The organism is Steroidobacter denitrificans, assembly GCF_001579945.1.
GTDB classification, from domain to species: Bacteria; Pseudomonadota; Gammaproteobacteria; order Steroidobacterales; family Steroidobacteraceae; genus Steroidobacter; species Steroidobacter denitrificans.
Window position 1 is genome coordinate 1,616,520 of the sequence record NZ_CP011971.1, and the last position, 19,997, is coordinate 1,636,516.

At 59.6% G+C, this 19,997-nt stretch carries 15 protein-coding genes; 10 read left to right on the plus strand and 5 right to left on the minus strand.

Going from position 1 to position 19,997, the window contains the following annotated elements:
* Positions 1-35 precede the first annotated feature (35 nt).
* Entirely contained in the window at positions 36-542 is a 507-nt protein-coding gene (locus ACG33_RS07325; protein ID WP_157071696.1) for a hypothetical protein, read from the minus strand.
* A gap of 563 nt (positions 543-1,105) precedes the next feature.
* On the opposite strand from ACG33_RS07325, the gene ACG33_RS15680 reads away from it, so the two are divergent.
* Both ACG33_RS15680 and ACG33_RS15685 read left to right on the plus strand, forming a co-directional pair.
* On the plus strand, positions 1,106-1,369 hold the full coding sequence (locus tag ACG33_RS15680; protein WP_083537206.1) for a type II toxin-antitoxin system ParD family antitoxin: 264 nt from the start codon (positions 1,106-1,108) through the stop codon (positions 1,367-1,369).
* A 63-nt stretch (positions 1,370-1,432) separates the two neighbouring features.
* Complete coding sequence (locus ACG33_RS15685; RefSeq protein ID WP_407696494.1) at positions 1,433-1,663, plus strand: type II toxin-antitoxin system RelE/ParE family toxin; 231 nt, start codon at positions 1,433-1,435, stop codon at positions 1,661-1,663.
* A gap of 689 nt (positions 1,664-2,352) precedes the next feature.
* Here ACG33_RS15685 and ACG33_RS07340 read toward each other — a convergent pair.
* A complete protein-coding gene (locus tag ACG33_RS07340) occupies positions 2,353-3,441 on the minus strand; it encodes an MraY family glycosyltransferase (protein ID WP_066919979.1) in 1,089 nt (362 codons plus the stop codon).
* A 493-nt stretch (positions 3,442-3,934) separates the two neighbouring features.
* On the opposite strand from ACG33_RS07340, the gene ACG33_RS07345 reads away from it, so the two are divergent.
* From ACG33_RS07345 to ACG33_RS07365, 5 genes are all read left to right on the plus strand, one after another.
* Positions 3,935-4,378 (plus strand): arsenate reductase/protein-tyrosine-phosphatase family protein, encoded by a 444-nt coding sequence (locus tag ACG33_RS07345; protein ID WP_066919981.1) that lies wholly within the window; start codon positions 3,935-3,937, stop codon positions 4,376-4,378.
* Positions 4,379-4,397: 19 nt separating this feature from the next.
* A complete protein-coding gene (locus ACG33_RS07350; RefSeq protein WP_083537209.1) occupies positions 4,398-6,638 on the plus strand; it encodes a bi-domain-containing oxidoreductase in 2,241 nt (746 codons plus the stop codon).
* Positions 6,639-6,807: 169 nt separating this feature from the next.
* Positions 6,808-8,286 (plus strand): heparinase II/III family protein, encoded by a 1,479-nt coding sequence (locus tag ACG33_RS07355; RefSeq protein WP_066919987.1) that lies wholly within the window; start codon positions 6,808-6,810, stop codon positions 8,284-8,286.
* 90 nt (positions 8,287-8,376) lie between these two features.
* Entirely contained in the window at positions 8,377-9,720 is a 1,344-nt protein-coding gene (locus ACG33_RS07360) for a glycosyltransferase family 4 protein (RefSeq protein ID WP_083537211.1), read from the plus strand.
* A complete protein-coding gene (locus ACG33_RS07365) occupies positions 9,720-10,829 on the plus strand; it encodes an isomerizing glutamine--fructose-6-phosphate transaminase (RefSeq protein WP_066919992.1) in 1,110 nt (369 codons plus the stop codon). The genes ACG33_RS07360 and ACG33_RS07365 overlap by 1 nt, the downstream gene beginning before the upstream one ends.
* Positions 10,830-10,930: 101 nt before the next feature.
* Here the strand turns inward: ACG33_RS07365 and ACG33_RS07370 are convergent, their stop codons facing one another.
* The 3 genes from ACG33_RS07370 to ACG33_RS07380 all read right to left on the minus strand — a co-directional run bounded on the left by ACG33_RS07370 (position 10,931) and on the right by ACG33_RS07380 (position 14,977).
* On the minus strand, positions 10,931-11,629 hold the full coding sequence (locus ACG33_RS07370; RefSeq protein ID WP_066919994.1) for a fimbrial biogenesis chaperone: 699 nt from the start codon (positions 11,627-11,629) through the stop codon (positions 10,931-10,933).
* A 2-nt stretch (positions 11,630-11,631) separates the two neighbouring features.
* Complete coding sequence (locus tag ACG33_RS07375) at positions 11,632-14,121, minus strand: TcfC E-set like domain-containing protein (protein ID WP_066919996.1); 2,490 nt, start codon at positions 14,119-14,121, stop codon at positions 11,632-11,634.
* A gap of 166 nt (positions 14,122-14,287) precedes the next feature.
* Entirely contained in the window at positions 14,288-14,977 is a 690-nt protein-coding gene (locus ACG33_RS07380; RefSeq protein ID WP_210399212.1) for a hypothetical protein, read from the minus strand.
* A gap of 561 nt (positions 14,978-15,538) precedes the next feature.
* On the opposite strand from ACG33_RS07380, the gene ACG33_RS07385 reads away from it, so the two are divergent.
* The 3 genes from ACG33_RS07385 to wecB are packed head-to-tail and all read left to right on the plus strand — an operon-like array spanning position 15,539 to position 19,983.
* Entirely contained in the window at positions 15,539-16,561 is a 1,023-nt protein-coding gene (locus tag ACG33_RS07385) for a polysaccharide export protein (protein ID WP_237392706.1), read from the plus strand.
* Positions 16,562-16,595: 34 nt separating this feature from the next.
* Positions 16,596-18,827: a polysaccharide biosynthesis tyrosine autokinase gene (locus ACG33_RS07390; protein ID WP_066919999.1), complete on the plus strand. Its 2,232-nt coding sequence runs from the start codon at positions 16,596-16,598 to the stop codon at positions 18,825-18,827.
* 19 nt (positions 18,828-18,846) lie between these two features.
* On the plus strand, positions 18,847-19,983 hold the full coding sequence (gene wecB / locus ACG33_RS07395) for a non-hydrolyzing UDP-N-acetylglucosamine 2-epimerase (RefSeq protein ID WP_066923001.1): 1,137 nt from the start codon (positions 18,847-18,849) through the stop codon (positions 19,981-19,983).
* The last annotated feature ends 14 nt before the right edge of the window (positions 19,984-19,997 follow it).

Sequence of the window (19,997 nt, forward strand, 5' to 3'; positions counted from 1 at the left end):
GGTAGCGGCTGACGAAATCGTCATCGTCATCAACGTCATCGATGCGGTGCTGAACCTTCGTTTCGTCTACCGGCGTCGTGCCGAGCTTGCTCAAGAGCGAACTCAAAGCCTGCGAGCCGCGAATAGATGATCCACTCGCCAGCGCGGGTGAGGACCTTGCGCGAGCCATGATGGAAGTCTAGATGTAGCAGTTGCAAGACGTACCGGACCTCGTAGCTTCTGATCTCGCGTTCAACGAGGATCTCGGCGCCGGCGCAGATCTCGTCGTTGCCACGACGAGGTGCGCGCTTGCGAGTCAGGCCATGGGCCTTCAGATACCGCCGCACGCTCGCATAGGAGGGACATGGCACGGGTGGATCGGCGACGGCGAGGACGATGCGCAGGTTGTCATGCAGGAGCTGTACGTTCCACAAAGGATGCTCAGCGTACTGCGCCCGCAGGGCTTCGCCCGCCGCCGGCGGGGCCGCCAACAACACACCGATAATTTTAAAGCGTAATCGCGCCCAGAGATCTCGCTCACGTAGATCGTTCTTGCCCCTCACTGCTTGCCTCCCACACCGACAACATCGCCAGTATCACGATGGCGCGACAGGCTATGCACCCTCTTTCGCTGGAGGAAGCCGGCGACGATCCAGCATACATCGCCGCTGTCCTTGGCGACATTGCCAAGAACAGCGGCATTCTGAAATTGGCAGAGGACACCGGCATGACAGGCGCTCAGCGGAGCCTGCTGCCTCGTCTGAGGCTTCCGCCGTGCCTTCTGTTGAAAGCTCGGGCGGAGGTTTTGCATGGATGGAAAATGATGCGGATTTGCTTCGATAGGTTGTCTCCTGTGGTGAAGTGGGTGCAGGACGGGCACCGATCTTGGCATGGCGGCCGGGATCGGTGGCCAGAGTGACGACGCACGATGATGTGCTTGCTGAATGCTTGACGAAAATGGCTCAGCCTTCAGGGGGAGGGTGACGCGCAAGTGAGCCTGTCGCATTTAGGTGGGGCGGCCGATTGGGTACGCGATCGAGACCGATAGCGACATGCCGGTCAGATTACGCAACATTATCATATTATGATATATTAAGATACTCATCAGCTTTCAACGGTGACTACCGTGCCATCAAGTTACACCCTCGGTGAACACTTCGAGCAGTTCGTAAGGAGGCAGGTCGATGGAGGCCGCTACGTCAGCGCAAGCGAAGTCTTGCGGGATGCTCTGCGTCTGCTGGAGCAGGAGCAGCAGCGGCGACAGGCATCTCTCGACGCCCTGCGCGGTGAAATCGACAAAGGCCGACAGAGTGGGAAACCCCGGCCTGCTACTGACATTCTCGACCGTCTTGAGCGCAAATACGCCAAAGCCGCCCAAGAGCCGAAATAGCAAGTGCGCGCCTATTTCACGCCACTGGCCGAAGCCGACCTTGAAGAGATCGGCGACTACATCGTGCTCGACAATCCGCGACGTGCAGTCTCTTTCATCCGCGAAATCCGCGAACACTGCGAGAAGATCGCAGACGGGCCGCTCCACTACGTAGCTCGCCCCCAACTCGGCGCGAAGCTGCGCAGCTGTGCGCACGGCAACTACGTCATTTTCTTTGAGCCCTTCGAGGACGGCGCCCTGATCCTGCGGATTCTGCAAGGCGCCAGAAATCTCCCTGATATTTTTGCTCTATGAGTCGCGGGCGCTCAGCCTTCGCACGTCAAGAACATACACATGTACGAAGACCCGGACTGATATGGCCTGACGTGTCAACTGGCACAACGCCCTCTTTCTCGCGTTCTATACCACGATGTTGGATCTAACCTAGCAAACAAGCGCAGTAGCAACGCGACGCGCAGGCAGTCATGGCGAGGATGGATCATGCTGATATCCGCGGATTGGTTACTGCATTTCATCTGTCCATCGCGGGGCTGCCTACACTCTAGTGTCGGGAATCATCGCGATGGATACCAAATCCAAAAAGCCCATCAGCTCGCTTGGATGAGCAAAGCGGTGGAAGTCCCCGACCTCGGCGCTGCAAAGCCAATCATCTGGAACCCAGCATGAGCCGCCGAGGAAACTGCTGGGATAACGCGGTGGCGGAATCATTCTTCAGCAGTTCTTCAGTCGGCGAATGTCGCATGTGCCTTTATTGCGCGGCTATATTCCGTGCCTTGTCGAGACCGCCAGAGTGCCGACGTCGTACTCCCGGTATGCATGTCATGGCCGATCTGAAAACCGTGTAGATAAGCTGGTTTGAAGATCGAGTCTCCTTCATCCGTTTTTTCGGATGAACTTTATACAAATCATCCGCGGACGCCAGAAGTACTGTAGCAAGCCCCTGAGTGTCGCAGCACCGGCGGAGCTGCGTATGCCGGTGAGAATCATAGAAACCGTGTCCGGTGAATTTCGGTATCTCCATACCGTTCGCCACGCAGGCGCAGCAGCGCGCCCTTGCATGCTTCGGGGTTTCGTAATGCGATGCACGTTGCCGTAGAGCACGTGAGCAATAGGGCGAGGGAGATCAGGTCGTCAACCTTGAAGAGTTCGATCAAAAACCCGCATCCTGCGAACAGTACGGTAATACCCAGAAGGACCGCGCAGGTCGCGCGGCCGGAGAGGCCGGCGCGTTGCAACCTATGATGGAAGTGATCCGCATCCGCCGATAGCGGGGACCGTCCGTCTGCGAGACGGCGCGCGAAACTGACGATGAGTTCCATGATGGGCACCGCGGTCATCCAAAGTATGGTCGTGGGTTGTGCAAGCATCACTGGGCCCTGACTGATACGCATGCCGAACCACGCAACCCATAGCCCGATCATCGTGCTGCCGGCATCTCCCATGAAGCATCGAAACCGGCGGTTGAACGAAAATGGAGCATTGAACGCGAGAAAGGCCGCTAGTGGGGCCGCAGCGATCGCAATTGCAATAATCAACTCTTGGGGGCCGGCTGCAAGGCAGGATAGCACCAGAAAAAACACCAAGGACAGCAGGCCGAGTCCGGCGGCGAGCCCATCGAGGCCATCGACGAGATTGTAGGCATTGATGGCGGCCATCGCGGCCAGCAGGGTAAATGCCGGCGCCCATGCGTCAAGGCCGATGAAGGATCCATCTTCCCAGCTGAGAATCCGCTCGATGACTACCCCACCGGAGCCTATCAGGATCGCAGCTGCGGCCAGATGAACCGCAAGACGCAACCATGGGTGCACTTCGAAGCGATCGTCGGTTATCCCGACAGCAAACAGCATACTCATGCTCAGCAGAGCCGGTAGCGAGGCCTGAGTCTGATAGGGCGCCAACAATACGCCCACTGCATAACCGCCGAACATACCGATTCCACCGATCACAGCGACTTCACCTTCATGCCGCTTACGTCCACCGGGGCGGTCTATGAAGCCGAGCACCGGTGCAATCGGGAGCAGGATCAGGATGAGTACAACCGTGCTGATAAAGACGATAGCTGCGTGCAGCATGCAGAACTGTGGCTCTTTGCTGTGTGCGGCGGCGAATTACCGCTGTGCATCCGCCAATCCGTTGGGTTGATGAGACACGCATAGCCTAAACAAGCGCAGAGGTCCGCACCGGGTAGAACAGTTCGAGATGGAATGACTTTTCTGGAAGCGAAGGTTGCCACAAGCATTCCCATGCCTACCCGCAGGGAGACGTGCGGTACCGCCTCGATTCCGGGCAGGGCTCAGAAAGAACCAATTTGAATCAGACTTGTGCCGCGTCAGTCGGTATCGTCAATACACTTGCGAGGCAATACGGATATGGCATTGCGATCGCGTGCAGTGCGACTTCTCGCGCTGGATTTCACAGCCTTCGTCATATGAGCACACATGCGCTTGTGCAGATCGAACGTATCGGTTCGAGCTAACTGTAATGAAAGAGACGCTCTGCGATGCTTCCGATTCGATCGCGTTACGAATCTTGATGGTATGTACTGCAAATGTCTGCAGAAGCCCTATGGCCGAGGCGGTACTCAGCCGTCTGGCTACGCCAAACAGTATACAAGTACGCGTATTTTCGCGCGGACTGATTACCCCGCAACGTGCGACCGTGCATGAATGGGCGGTCAAGGCGTGCCGGAAGGCGGGCGTGCAGATAGATCAAAATCGTCAGGCGGTTCGACTGCGTTTCGCCGACGTGTATGCAGCGGATCTGATCCTGGTGATGGAGCAGGCGCATCGAAGCGTCCTGCGCAGGGACTTTCCGGCGCACACCGGGAAGGTGCACATGCTGGGGCACTGGCAGGGCGTGGAAATCGATGATCCGCTCGGCGGCGACGAGGAGCAGTTCACCCGGTGCCTGTGCGCGATCCGTACGGGCGTCGTGGCGTGGATGGAGCGTTTGCAAGGATTGCAGTGGTCTCGCTCAAGGAGCGCAGTAATGAACGGTCGAGCGACCTGAATCGAACTTGGATGATCGCGTGCAACAGATTCTTCAGAAACTCGATACGGGTGAAATAGGCACCTGCGAAGTACCCGCGCCGGCCATTTCGCCGGGAAAGGTTCTGATCCGCACACATGCCACGGTCGTGTCCGCCGGCACCGAACGTATGTTGGTCAAATTCGGACAGGCCAACTTGTTACAGAAGGCGCGTCAGCAGCCGGATAAGGTGCGCGAGGTGCTTGCAAAAATGCACACGGACGGAGTGCTGACTACGCTGGATACGGTCAGGGCCAAGCTGGACGAGCCGCTGGCGCTCGGATACTGCAACGTTGGATCGATTCAGCAGGTAGGCGCAGGAGTTGATGGACTATCGATCGGGGATCGTGTGGTCAGCAACGGAAAGCATGCGCAGATCGTCTGCGTACCGAAGAATCTGTGCACCCGGGTCCCGGATTCTGTAGCGGACGATCATGCGGCGTTCACGGTACCGGCGGCGATCGGCTTGCAGGGCATACGGCTCGCGGCGCCGACGATCGGGGAGTGCGTTGTAGTCACGGGGCTCGGGCTGATCGGACTGTTATGCGTGCAGTTGCTGCGTGCACATGGCTGCCGCGTGTTGGGCGTGGACTTCGATCCGCATCGTCTGGAGTTGGCCAGGAAGTTTGGCGCTGACGCCGTGGATCTCTCGCGCGGGGAAGATCCGGTCCGCACAGCAGTCGCGTTCTCCAGAGGTCGTGGTATCGACGCCGTCATCATCACGGCGTCCACTCGCAGCAGTGAGCCCGTCTCGCAGGCCGCGGCTATGTGTCGAAAACGCGGTCGAATCGTACTGGTCGGTGTGACCGGACTCGAGTTGTCGCGCGCGGATTTCTATGAGAAGGAACTCAGCTTTCAGGTGAGCTGCTCTTACGGTCCGGGTAGATACGATCCCGAGTACGAGGAGCATGGTCGGGATTATCCCGTTGGGTTTGTGCGCTGGACGCAGCAACGTAACTTCGAAGCCGTGCTGGATCTGATGGCGAGCGGCACCTTGAATCTCGAACCGATGATCTCGCATCGATTTGCGCTCGAACAGGCGAGCGAGGCGTATCGGAGTCTGGAGGATCCAAGGGCCCTTGGCATCGTGCTGCAGTACATTTCGGGCACTCCGCAGCCGGACACTTTGCCGCGCTCCATCGTATTGAGTGGCAGTCCGGATGGCCTGCATTCACGGGCTGGGCAGCCGGCGATCGCCTTTATCGGCGCGGGCGCCTATGCCGGACGGGTACTGATTCCCGCATTCAAAGCCGCCGGAGCGCAACTGCACACCATCGTGAGCGCCACCGGCGTAAGCGCCGCCCATTACGGCCGCAAGTACGGGTTCATGCAAGCCTCCACGGATGCTGCTCAGGTGATCGGGGATGCGGCGGCCGATGCGATTGCGGTCGTCACGCGTCACGACTCGCACGCGCGTTACGTCCTGAGCGCTCTGCGTGCCGGAAAGCATGTATTCGTCGAGAAGCCGCTGTGCCTCACGTTGCCGGAGCTGTCGGAGATCGAACGGGAGGCTGCGGCACGTCCGGCGCAGCTGCTGATGGTCGGCTTCAATCGCCGATTCTCTCCGCATGTCCGGCGAATGAAAGAGTTGCTCGAATCGATCGCTGAACCCAAGACCTTCGTGGTGACGGTGAACGCCGGACACATTCCTCCCGAGCACTGGACGCAAGACCGGCGCGTGGGCGGCGGCCGGATCATCGGCGAGGCCTGCCACTACGTGGATCTGCTGCGCTGCCTGTCCGGTCATCCAATAGCCGCCGTGGCGGCACTGGCCACAGGAAGATCCGGGAGCTGCGCGGTACCGGATACCGCGCTGTTGGCGCTCACGTTTGCGGACGGCTCGGTCGGTACCATTCACTACGTATCGAGTGGACATAAGAGCTTTCCGAAGGAACGTGTCGAAGTGTTCTGCGCCAGACGCGTACTGCAGCTGGACAACTTTCGCGTCCTGAAAGGCTGGGGATGGGGAAAAGGTGTCGGTATGCGTCTCTGGCGCCAGGACAAAGGCGCCCGGGCGGCGGTTTTTCAATTTATACGCGAATTGCGCTGCGGTGGTACCGCGCCTACGCCGCTCCATGAGCTCATCGAAGTGACTGCGGCTTCGATTCGTTTGACGGAAGCTCTGCACGCCGGATCGAAGAGCGCGATGCAGTCCGCAACCGGTAAGGATACCGCCACTGTTTCCTTGAATGACCTCCTACGGAGCAGCTGTACGTCTAGCGAACTGAGCAGCGATGCGTGAGAGCTTGCGAACATTTCGGCTCACGATCAACACCGTGAGATATCTTCGGCCGGTACAGATCTACGGGCGGGTCTGGTTTAAAATGCGCAAGCCGAAGCCGTTTCGCCGTCCTGCCTCTGCGCGTCGCCTCCACTCGCAGCGCTGGTGCCCCATGCCCCGTAAGCCCTCGATGACCGGGCCTTGCCGCTTCCAGTTTCTCAACGTGGAGCGCACGCTGCGTGAACCGGCGCAGTGGACTAATGGCGAGGTGCCGAAGCTGTGGCTCTATAACCTCCATTACTTCGACGACCTTCTCGCAGACGGCGCGGACGATCGACGGGCCTGGCATGAGGCGCTGATTCATCGCTGGATTGCGGAGAATCCGGCTGGCAGCGGCATCGGGTGGGATCCTTATCCGAGTTCGCTCAGGATCACGAACTGGATCCAGTGGGTGCTGGCCGGCGCCTCCTTGTCCGATGCAGCACTGGACAGCCTCGCAACGCAGGCGCGATGGCTGGCGCGACGGATGGAGTTCCATTTGCTCGGCAACCATCTTCTGGCAAACGCCAAGGCACTCATCTTTGCGGGCACATTTTTTACCGGACGGGAAGCGCGGCATTGGTTGCACAGGGGTGTGCGCGTATTGGACGAGCAGCTAACTGAGCAGATCCTACCCGACGGGGGACATGTCGAGCGCAGTCCGATGTATCACGCAATCGTGCTCGCCGATGTACTAGATCTGTTGCAGTTGGCCAATGTTTTTCCCGGTGTACTGGATACGGCACGTGTGCATAGATGGCGCGCCATCGCGTATGAAATGCTGCGCTGGATGCGGATCATGACCCATCCAGACGGTGACCTGGCTTTCTTCAACGATGCTGTCATGGGTATCGCCTCCCGCTATTGTGAATTGCAGGATTACGCCAGCACGGTCGTGACGCAGCTCGATGGAGTGAAGAACGAGGAGATCCGGCCCATTGAGGCGCTCGCGCATTCCGGGTACGTACGGTTGCAGCGCGGTGCCGCCGTGTTGATCGCCGATGTCGGTGACATCGGTCCGGACCATCAGCCCGGTCATGCACATGCCGATACGCTGAGTTTTGAGCTATCGCTGCTTGGACATCGAGTGTTCGTCAATGGGGGAGTGTCCACCTACGAGCCGGGTCCACTGCGTCTGCGCCAGCGTGGCACGGCGTCCCATAATACCGTCGTGATCGACGGTCACGACTCCTCGGAAGTATGGGGCAGTTTCCGCGTTGCCCGCCGGGCGCGTCCGCAGAACGTGAGGTGGAACGCTGACGAAGACGTCCTGTGCCTGCATGCCTCCCATGACGGCTATGAACGAATTTCCCGTGGACTTATGCATATGCGCCATTGGTCACTCACCGATACGTCTCTGCGGATCGAGGATTCGATCTGCGGCGATTTTAATATCGCGCAAGCCATGCTGATCGTACATCCGGATGTCGATGTCGTCATCGGACGCAACGGAGCCGTTCTTCGGGGAGCGGACTACCGCATACAGGTTTCCACGACAGGCGCTGCGATCGAGTCGACTTTAGGTACCTGGCATCCGCGCTTTGGTCTTGCGCTGCCTAACCGGCGCTTGGAGGTGCAATCGCGCGCACGACGATTTTCTACGCAGATCTCCTGGCGCTGCGCGCCGTAATGCTAGCACCACCGCCTCCCTCCTGGACGGCGGACCTCCATATGGCAGGGTTACCCGATGCGCCGCCACTCATGCCCGAGGATGAATATCATGCGGATCCTGTTTCTCTCGGATAACTTTCCGCCGGAGTCCAACGCTCCGGCCGCCCGGATACACGAACATGCCAAGTACTGGGTGGCGGCCGGTCACGAGGTGACCGTGATCACATGTGCGCCGAATTTTCCGGAAGGCCGCGTCTATAAAGGGTATCGAAATGCCTGGCATACGACAGAAACGGTCGATGGTATTCGAGTCATTCGCGTGAAGACGTTCATCAGCGCAAACGAAGGTTTTGTAAGACGCACGTTGGACTATCTCAGCTTCGCAGCCGCAGCGGTGTTTGCCGGGTTGTTCGAACGTCGTCCGGATGTCGTCGTGGCCACGACTCCGCAGTTCTTCTGCGCTGTTGGTGGGTGGATGCTCGCCGCGCTCAGGCGTCTTCCCTTCGTGTTGGAACTGCGCGACTTGTGGCCCGCCTCGATCGCCGCGGTCGGCGCCATGCGTCCTGGATTTGCCATGCGCATGTTGGAGAGGCTGGAACTGTTTCTGTATCGGCGTGCTGCTGTCATCGTATCCGTGACGCAGGCGTTTCGGGAGGATCTGGTCGGGCGTGGGATCGATAATGGAAAGATCCACGTGGTCCTTAACGGGGCGGATCTCTCCTGGTGCTGGCCACGGCCACGTGCAGCCGATATCGTGCAGCAGTATGGTCTGCAAGAAAAGTTCGTGGTCGGCTACCTGGGAACACATGGCATGGCCCATGCGTTGCCGCGCGTCCTGGAGGCAGCGGCAAGGTTGGCGCCCCGCAAGGACATCGTATTGGTCTTTGCAGGGAGTGGGGCCGCCCGTGCTGAAGTGGAGCGTATCGTTCAGCAGCGTGGGCTTGCCAATGTGCACCTGATACCTAGGCAACCCAAGGAGGCGATGGGTGCTCTTTGGAGCATCTGCGATGCATCGCTCATGCCGCTGCGAGACGATCCACTATTCGCCACGGTGATCCCTTCGAAGTTGTTCGAAGCGATGGGTAACGGTGTGCCCACCATCGCCAGTCTTCCGGAAGGCGAGGCGACGCAGCTTGTCCGTTGGACCGGATGCGGATTGATCGTACAGCCGGAGCAACCCGATGATCTCGCAGCTGCCATCGAAACGCTGGCGGACGATCGCGATCTGTGGCTGCGCCTGCGTCAGGCAGCGCTTGATGCGGCGCCCGATTTTTCCAGGGCGCACATGGCCAGTTGCATGGTCGAGATCCTGCAGAAGGCCGTTCATGGCAAGGTAGAATCGGCTGGCGGCCTGAAAGGCGAACCGATGGACAAGGCTGGAGACGAGCCGCTTCATCACGGCGCATCCAGTGGTGTCGATGCGCCACCGCGCGGCACTGCCGGAGTGGCGTAATGGAGCGGGACAACGCAGGCTATCGCTATTTCATGCGCAAGGAGATCCTTGAGCAGCCTGGCGCTGTAAGCCGCACGCTGGCCGGTTGCGTGACGAACGGGCGAGTGATCGAGGCTGCCTTCGGTTCAGCTGCCGGCACAGTGTTCGATCGTACCGAACATGTGCACATCGTGGCGTGCGGTACAAGCTATCACGCCGGAGTCGTAGCGCGGTATTTCATCGAACAGATCTGCAGGTTGCCGTGCAGTATCGAAGTAGCGAGTGAATACCGCTACCGAAAACCGGTAACGCCAAGAGGATCGTTGCTCGTGGCACTGTCGCAGTCGGGAGAGACGCCCGACACGCTCGCGGCGGCAAGACTTGCTAGACCAGGCGGCTTTATCGCATCGCTCGCGATCTGCAATGCGCCGAAAAGTACGTTGGTGCGGGAGTCTGACCTGGTTCTGTTGACACATGCAGGCGCAAAGCTGGCACTACCCGCAACCAAGACGTTCACCGCCCAACTGGTGGCGCTCGGCGTACTCATCGGCGCCCTTGTGCGCCGATATGAGGATGATTCATGTCGGGAGCGTGAACTGGTGGCGCAGTTGCTGACGTTACCGGCGGTGATCGAAGCAACGCTTGCGCTCGAGCCGGCGATACGTTCACTGGCCCGGCGCTTGGCGGAAGAACGCCATATGCTTTTACTGGGACGCGGCATCATGTATCCCGTCGCGATGGAAGGAGCGCTAAAGCTGAAGGAAGTGTCGTATATCCAGGCGGAAGCGTACGCAGCCGGCGAACTGAAGCACGGACCGCTAGCACTGGTGGATGCCGCAATGCCGGTGATTGCCATGGCACCGTGCGATACGGTCCTGGAGAAACTCAAATCCAATCTGATGGAGGTCCGCGCCCGAAGGGGTCAGGTCGTTGTGTTCGCCGACCCCGACTCAGGCCTGATCTCGAAGGAGGAAGTTGCCTCGATTGCGATGCCGGGGAGGCTGGCAGAAATCCAGTGTCCCGTTGTCTACAGCGTTGCGCTGCAGTTGTTAGCATTTCACGTGGCGTTGTTCAAGGGCATCGATCCGGATCATCCCAGAGGCATTACTATGAACTCTGGCCGCGAGTAGACGATGCCGTTTCAGTGGGCAACCCGTTCGTCGAAGGAACGGTCCGTCACCGGATCGCAGGGTAAACAGGTGCGATATTACTTTGCTCACCGGCATTCTCGCTAGAATGTCCGTGTCTTCATATCGCCGCGAAAGCGCACCGTGTACGTCGCAGGGGTATCGAACGGTAGTTCCACGCGAAACTTGCCGCCCGCATAAAGGCGTTGAGCCGGTAGCGTGCGGCAGTCCTGCTGTGATGCGTCGCATTGACGGCCATCGTGCAGCACTGCGCACGAGTTGCCCAGGTTCTCGATCATCAGTACATGGCCGGTGCGCCGGCTTTGGATATCCGCATTGGCGTCGGCAGGGCGCACCAGTACTAGCACGTCGTAAGCTACGACCACCTTGACCGCCGCTGTCTGATCGGACTCGATGCTGCCAACCACGGGTTTGATCGCGACGCGAAAAACCTCGTCGAGGACCGGTTGTGGATTGAGCGCAACGATGCGCACCCGATGGCGTTCCCTAGGTTGCACGATCAGGCGCATCGGCGTGACGAGCAGGCCCAGCGACTCCGGATCGCGTGGCGAGATGCGTTTCTCGTCGGGGCGCCCGGGATGTTGTATCCGGCTGGGGGCGATCTGTATATAGAGAGGCTCGGTTCCTAAATTGGTAATTTCGATGTCGTCGTAGCGCCGTTCTGCACCTAATTCGACCTCTATCTTGTCGAGCACCATCTGTGCGTGCGCGGGTGAACTTGAGAGCAGGGCATAGAGCGCCGGCGGCAAGGCGGTCAGCAGCGATATGACACGAACGAACATCGTCACGGCCTTGTAATACGATTTGAATGATCGAGAGTCGTCTTTTGCGGAGCAAGGCCGGCACCGGAGCAGCGCAGTATGCCCAGGCGGACGAACAAGGCGCTGGGATCATCAATGGTTACCGGTATTTCGCATCCAGCACGCGGATGCAGGAACCGCAGCGTAGCCGTGACTGGAAGTTCGGCCGTAAAGTAGCCTCGCTCATCCGTGAAGACCGTGATAGCAGCGCCCTTGATCTGCACATTGCGCAATGGCTCACCATCTGATCCGATAATTCTTCCGAAGGCTGGAATGACGACGGCCGCACGCCAGGTGTAGTGCGCCACATTGCCCGGAAACAGCGTCACATGTCGGGCGCCCTGGTCGTAGGTCACGGCGCGTGTGCCGGTCGCTGAGATCCGTATGTCATAGGTGTGATAGGCTGGAACAGTGACCGTGAGCTGCTCCTGCGCGCGTAGCGCGCCGCGTTCGACCCCGTCGATATAGACATGAAAGATGTTATCGGGCGCAGAACCTTCGATCCCTACGAGGATTGCGGCATTTCCCGAGCTGCCGCCCATACCGAAGGCCCGGTCGGTGCTCAATAATCGTGTGGCGTAGAGTCCGGTTTGAAAGTTGACGTCATACGAAGCGGTGGAGATATTGCCCAGACGCCCGACGTTCGAAGCGGCGGACAGCTGGCCCAGCCCGCCCTGGTAGTCGCCCTGCACTTGGAGATTATGCCCATCAGGAGTGCGATCGGCGGCCATCATTGCCTGGATGCGGTGCGCGCCGGAGGGTTCGAAGTATCCGGAGAGCGACGCGGTTTGGAAATCGCCGGAGTGATCCGTGGGGCCGGCGCTCCGGCGGCCATCGATTATCCGATAGCCTGATGTAACATCGAGCGTGCGTGAGGGCCGTCCGAAGCGGCCGGTGAGCCCCAGCGAAGCGACAACCGTTCCGTCAGCGTACCCGATATCGAAAAGGATATCCGAGTTCAGCGCGCCGTTCAGCGAACATGGATAGCGTAGATGCATGCTTGCGCTGTGCGAGCGGCCGAACTGGCTGTCGCTGAGCGAAAAACTAGAGGAGAGGATCGCCTCGCCGATGGGACCCGCAAGCGAGATACTCGCTCGTGTCTGGCTGCGCGCTAGTTCATAAATGAAGCTGTCGGCGCTAGCGCCATCGCCTGACCAGACTTTACGCAACATCAATGAGGGGTGCCACTGCCCGGTGTGCGCGGTGAGCCTCGAATCGATGCCGAAATTCCCAAAGTTCGACGCGAAAGACGCCCAGCGAGCCGACCAGTGTTCGCCGAGACGCGAGGCGCTGAACTCGGCCAGCTGCGCTTGTGTGCCGCCGAGCAAATCCCCACCCAGTGCCAAATTATTTGCCACTCGCCAACGCGCTCCGACGCGCAATGCATACATGGGATCGTCGGCATCGAGCCGTGATCGCGTAAAGTTCACGATGCGGCCAGCGTCAAAGAAGTAGAACGGCGTTCGAGCGCTGGGTACGTCGTATTCCTTGACAAAAAATCGAACCTCTTCACGAGGCGCGGAACCTTCTTCGAGAATCTGTAGCGTCACCTGGTACGAACCGTCCGGCAAGCGCTGCTGATCGACCGTCTGGTGTCCGGGAGCCAACGTCTGACTCAACAGGACCCGCCCCTCACGCAGAACCCTGACCTGCGCGCGTCGATTCAGAAAGACCGCGAGCTGGTCGGGATCCGTCAGTTTCTTGTCCACCAGCCCGTCGGTGTGCGTACGAATGGAGATGCCCAGCATATTGAGATCAGAGATAGCGGCAAGCGATGGTGCGAAGAAGCGTCCCAGGGTATAGCGCCACAGCTTGCGATCATGCTCCAGGCGCAATGCATCGATCAGCAGCGCCTCCTCGTTGGAGAGGAACGTGCTTGCCACCAGACGAGTCGCGCCTGCGCCCACCTGCAGTTCCTGATGAAGCGAAATCCGGGTGGTACCGTCCATCGACCCGGAAGCCGAGCCGAACAGTTGCGAGAATGCGAACTCTTCCGTTGGCGGCGAGGGAAGAAAGATATCGACACCGACCTCCGATCTGACGAAGGCTGCATTGATGAAGAGTTCGGCGCGAAAACGTTCGCGATCATAGATGATGCCGGCGACGCGCGGCTCCAGCCGTCCGCAATTTTCCTGGTCGGCGGCATGCGCGTGGCACACGAGCTGTTCATTGGTCGGCAACGGCCCGCTCAGCGTTTGCAGAAGCTGTTGAGAATCATCGATCTCCTTGATTTCCGCCAGCAGTCGTAGCGGCTCTTCGAAGCGTAGCGTGGCGCCTTGCAGGGCGACAGCGACCCCTTGAATCGTGCGCCCGAGTATGACGAGATCGATCAGCGTTCTTTGCGGGTCGTCGAGATCATCGAAGCCCGGCGGCGGAATCGTACGAAGCGACTGTGCCCAGCAGGGTACACATAGCAATACCGCGGCGCAGACGACAGCGCAATGCAGGCTCGGAGCGAGAAGCAATAGCCGCATGGGTCGCCGATGTAGTTATGAGACGGTGATGATCAGGGTGCCGGCACTGGCGCCGTCATTGCAAACTGCGTCAGTGCCGGCACCGGAATCAACCGCCATGCGTGGTAATGATAGCCTCGGCTGACAGCCGGAACGGTTTTATTACTTTCACCCGCCGGAGATGCCCTTAAAGCGGCGTAATCACTAGCGTCAACGTGTCGGAATAGGCCCCTTCGCCGGCAGCGCTGAGAGCGTTTTCGGCAATATTGACGAACAGGCCTGCCGTGGCGTTGGGCCCCTGCGAACAGTCGATGGATTGGGCATTGGTATTCTGACCGGTGAGCGGCGAGTTTGGATTGAGTGCTTGGCCGCTGGTTTGATTACCACTCTGCGCCCATTGCACCTTGTAGGGAACCAGCTTGCCGCTGTTCGACCGCAGGTTGAAGTCATTACCCTGCACATTCTGCGATTGAGCGGTGATGCTGTACACGCCGCTGTTGGTCCAGACGCAGATTGCATTTGAGCTGCCGGTCAGATCTCCGGCGCCTGTCCAGGACCCGAGTTGAATGTCCTCCAGCTTGGAGACACGCGCGAGGGTGGGAACGGTAAGAGATACACCGAGCGAACCGGTCGAGGTCGCTCCCCGCTGACCTTGGGTCGCCGCTGAGGCGCTGCCTGCCGTCAGGCAGCCGATGACGACCGTTGCGGCGACACCTGTCAACAGGCCGCGCAGCGATGTGGAGCGAAGACGAAAAAGGAGCGAGGATAAAAGAATCTGTCCATTGTCTGGATAAAATCTGTCAAGGTGAAGCGACTGCATGTTATCGAGCCTTCCTATTTCGGGAGTGGGTAAGAAATGGCGAGGTTTCAGTCCCATCGCCAGCCCTCAATGATGAACGAGATCCCTCGTCTTGCGCCGAAGGGAAAGATGCATTGCGGATATATTTGCTCTGGATGAAGCGCGTGGACGCATATGCCGACAATAAAATTTGCCGTTGTTATAGGAATTTCATGGTGTAGTTTTCTAAATCCAATTCGGATTCAAACCATCTGGAATGATGTATCGACAGATGCCAATCCAATAACATGATTCCAGGCCAGATCGGTACCCTCGAAATGAACTCTTCGACGAATCACTTTCAGAATGGATGAATCACCAGGCTGGACGAATCTCATCGATGCTAGCTTGGTGCTCTCGTAGCAATCACATGAATCGAGGGCAGGGGATAGCCTCGATATTGTGTCCTCCGGCAGTGAACTTAATTCAGCGCTTGCCCGCAAGCGTCGGGACGCGTAGAGCCCTGGATGACGTGGCCGCGAAGCATGTCCTGTATGGCGGCGGCCGCCATTGATATTGGATGGAAAGATAGTGGGAAGGCTTGTTTTGGTTCTCTGCGCTCTGCTGCAGGCCGGGTGCGTCATGGCGCCAGGAATGAAGATGACCGGAAGCTTCCGGGAAGCAGCGGCGCGGCTGATGCCGAGTGACAGTGAACTCGGTCTGCAGGTGGAATATGTGCCGATCACGCCGACGCTGATCTCGAAGCTCGAGGAGGCGAGCGATGTAGATGCGCCGAAGGCGTTGACCGGTAAAGAACGCGGACCTTATCGCATCGGTCCGCGTGACGTTCTTTCCGTCGTTGTTTGGGAGCATCCGGAACTGACCATTCCGGCCGGCGAGTACCGCGCCGCTGATGCGGCGGGGCAAATCGTCGATGAAGAGGGATGCCTTTATTACCCATACATTGGCCGATTGCATGTTTCCGGCATGACCACGAACGAGCTAAGGGAGCTACTGGCGAAGCGTCTGTCCAAGTACATCGAGAACCCGCAGCTCGACGTGCGAGTCGCCGCATATCGTAGCCAGCGCGTTCACGTGATCGGGGCAATCGGCCAGCCGGGGATCCAGCCGATCAACGACGTGCCGCTCACGATCGCCGAGGCGATCAGCCGCAGCGGTGGACTCACCGACAAGGCGGATATGCGCCGCGTGTCGCTCACCCGTGACGGCCGCACGGTGATTCTGGATTTGCTGTCGATGTACAAGCACGGCGATGCGGCACAGAACGTGCTGCTGCAAGATGAGGATGTGTTGTACATCCCGGGCATCGAGGAAAGCAAAGTGTTCGTGATGGGCGAGGTTTGGAATCCACAGGCGGCGCCGATGATCCGCGGTCGCATGAGCCTAGCGGAAGCGTTGAGCGTGGCGGGCGGCGTCAATCAGAACACGGCCGATTCCGGACAAGTGTATGTCATCCGCCGCGACGAAACCTCGTCCGCCCGCGTCTTTCATCTCAATGCGGATTCGGCGGATGCCTTGTTGCTCGCCGATGCTTTCGAACTTAAGCCGCACGACATCGTGTTCGTGGGAACCGCCAGCATTACACGCTGGAACCGCGTAATCAGTCAGATCCTGCCCTCGGCAGTCCTCCTGAAAACCTATCGTGACGCCAATGAGCGTTAATCCCTATCCGCCAGACCATCAGACGAACGGAGCCATGCCGAAAGGAACGGAGCCCGCCGCGGCAGCGGTCTATACGGATGTAAACGCTGCGGGAGATGACGTCGATCTGCACCGGCTGCTCGCGACTCTCATCGAAGGTAGGTGGATCATTGTCGCCGCGGCGATTGCGAGCCTGTTGATCGCATCGGTATATCTTGGCCTCGCGCGCCCGGTCTACCGCGCGAACGCGCTGGTTCAGGTCGAGCGTGGCAAGAGTGCGTTCAGCGCGGAATTCGATAACGTCGCGGCACTTTTCGGCCAACAGGCGCCAGAAGCGGCAGGGGAGATGGAGCTACTGCGTTCGCGCATGGTGCTCGGCCGGGCCGTGGATAGCCTGCAAATGACGGTATACGCCGAACCGCAATACTTTCCCGTCATAGGTCGTGCAATGGCGCGCCGGCACGCCGGCGAGGAGCTCGCGCCGCCGCCTTTCGGACTCGCGGAGTTCGCCTGGGGCGGTGAGGTGATCGAGGTCGTGCACTTCGAGATCCCGCAACGCTACATCGGCCGCGTGTTCACGCTGATCGCCGGGGAAGACGGCCGCTACGAACTCATAGACCCGGAGGGATCGCGGCTTCTGCACGCTCCTGTAGGGAAGCTCGCGCGCGTGGCGCTGGATGACGAAGAACTGGTGCTGCAAATCGATGTACTGCATGCGCGGCCCGGGACACAGTTCACACTCGTGAGTCGATCGCGCCAGGCGGTGATCGGGGAACTTCAGGGTAGAGTACGGGTGATCGAACGAGGCGTGCGCTCCGGCATCATCGAGATCACCCTCGAGGATACCGATCGGCAGCAAGCCGCCGATGTGGTCAACGAGATCGCGAAGCAATATCTGCGGCAGAATGTCGATCGGAAATCGGCCGAGGCGGCGCAGCGGCTGGCGTTTCTCGATGAGCAGCTTCCAGCAGTACGGCGCGACCTGCAGGCCGCCGAAGATGCGTTGAACCGCTACCGTAATCGTGAAGGTTCCGTCGACCTGGAGCGGGAGGCAGCCAGTCTGCTGCAGCAGATCGTGAATGTCGATCAGGAGATCACGAAGCTGCGACAGGAGCGTGAAGCGCTGATCCGCCGCTTCACTCCTGCACATCCCTCGATCGTCACCGTGGATGCGCAGATTCATGATCTGCAGGTGCTTGCCGAACGGCTGGAGCAGCGGGTACGCGGCCTGCCGCAGACGCAGCAGTTGATCCTCCGGCGCAAGCGCGACGTCGAAGTAGGCACCCGGTTATACACCGGTATGCTGGACAGCTATCAGCAACTGCAGGTCATCAAGGCAGGCACACTCGGCGACGTGAGGATCGTCGATCGAGCGGTAGCCCCACTGGGTATCGTCGAGCCCAACCGGCCCCGCACGCTGATGGTTGCCCTGGTGCTCGGTCTGGCAGGTGGCGTGGGTTTTGTCTTTCTCGCCCGCATGCTCAGGGGCGGCATCTCCGATCCCGAATTGATCGAGCGATACCTGGGATTGCCTGTGTACGCGACGGTGCTGCACAGCCAGATACAGCAGAAACTCAGAACCCGAATGCGTCGCAGATCGGAGCGAGAAAACTATGTGCTCGCGGACGCCGATCCGCAGGATCCAGCCGTGGAATCGCTGCGCAATCTGCGCACGGCACTGCATTTCGCGACGTTGGGGGCCGACAGCAACGTGCTGATGATCACCGGTCCGATGTCGGGTGTAGGCAAGACATTCATTACGATGAATCTCGCCTCCGTACTGGCCATGTCCGGCAAGCGCGTACTGATGATCGACGGCGACATGCGACGTGGATGCCTGCACGAATACGTCAGGCGGCCTCGCGATCCAGGTCTGAGCGAACTGCTCGGCGGAGCGCAGGCGCTGGAGCAGGTGATCCAGACAACCAACGTCGATCAGCTGGAAATAATAGCCTCGGGAGTCATTCCACCGGCGCCGGCCGAGTTGCTGTTGCATCGGCGCTTTGCGGAAATGCTCGCGGACGTCAGCCGAAACTACGACCACGTGCTGATCGACACGCCGCCCGTTCTGGCCGTGGCCGACGCCGGGATCATCGGGCGCTTTACCGGTGCCGCGCTGCTGGTGCTGCAGGCGGAACGCCATCCGCTGCGGCAGATCGAGCATGCCGCCAGGCGCCTGCAACTGGCGGGTGTGAACCTTCGCGGCGTGGTGCTGAACGATCTCAGATCCGCTACTACCGCATATGGGTATGGCTATGGCTACGGCTATCGGTACGACGCCAAGTGAGCCCGTCCGCGAACAAGTCATGAACCAAAAACGCGTTCTTTCGATCTTCGGCACGCGTCCGGAGGCCATCAAAATGGCACCGGTGGTGCGAGCCCTAGCGGCTCACCCGGGATTCGACTCGAGGATCTGCGTCACTGCTCAGCATCGCGGCATGCTCGACCAGGTGCTCGGGCTGTTCGAGATCAAACCAGATTACGATCTGAACATCATGTCGCCGGGGCAGGACCTCTTCGACGTCACTTCGCGCGTGCTGCTCGGCTTGCGAGCGGTCATTCGCAAGGAATCCCCGGACATCGTTCTCGTGCAGGGCGACACGACGACCTGCTTCGCAGGGGCGCTGGCCGCTTTCTATGAAGGCGTCGCCGTGGCGCATGTCGAGGCAGGTCTGCGCACCGGGAACCTGCGTGCGCCATTCCCGGAAGAGGTCAATCGCACACTGGTCAGCCGGATCGCCGAGCTTCACTTCGCGCCGACCGATCGCTCCAGGCGCAATCTGCTGGCGGAGAATATCCCCCAGCCGCAGATCATCGTCACCGGCAATACGGTCATCGACGCGCTACTGTGGATGCGTGAGCGCGTGGGCGCCTATCCGCGCAGCGTCTGGAAGACGCTGTTCGGCGAGACTCTATTCACGCGCATTCACGACAACGGTCGCCGGCGCGTGCTGATCACGGGGCACCGCCGGGAAAATTTCGGACAGGGGTTCAAGGATCTGTGCCAGGCGATTCGCGAGCTGGCAATGAATCACGCCGATTGGGATTTCATCTATCCAGTGCACTTGAATCCCAACGTACGCCAGCCCGTCAACGATATTCTCCTGCGGCTGCCCAATGTGCATCTGATCGAGCCGCTGGACTATGCGCCGTTCGTCTGGCTGATGAACGAATGCGATCTCATCCTTACCGACTCTGGCGGCGTGCAGGAAGAGGCGCCTTCGCTCGGCAAGCCGGTACTGGTCATGCGGGAGGTGACCGAGCGTCCGGAAGCGGTCGAGGCTGGCACCGTACGATTGGTCGGTACGGACAAGACCACGATCATCGCAGCGGTGGAGGATCTGCTAGGCGATCCCAGTCTGTACGAGCGCATGTCGCGGACCCATAACCCGTACGGCAACGGTCATGCCGCGGAACGGATCGTTCAAGAGCTGGCGCGATAGAGGTTCGCTGCGGA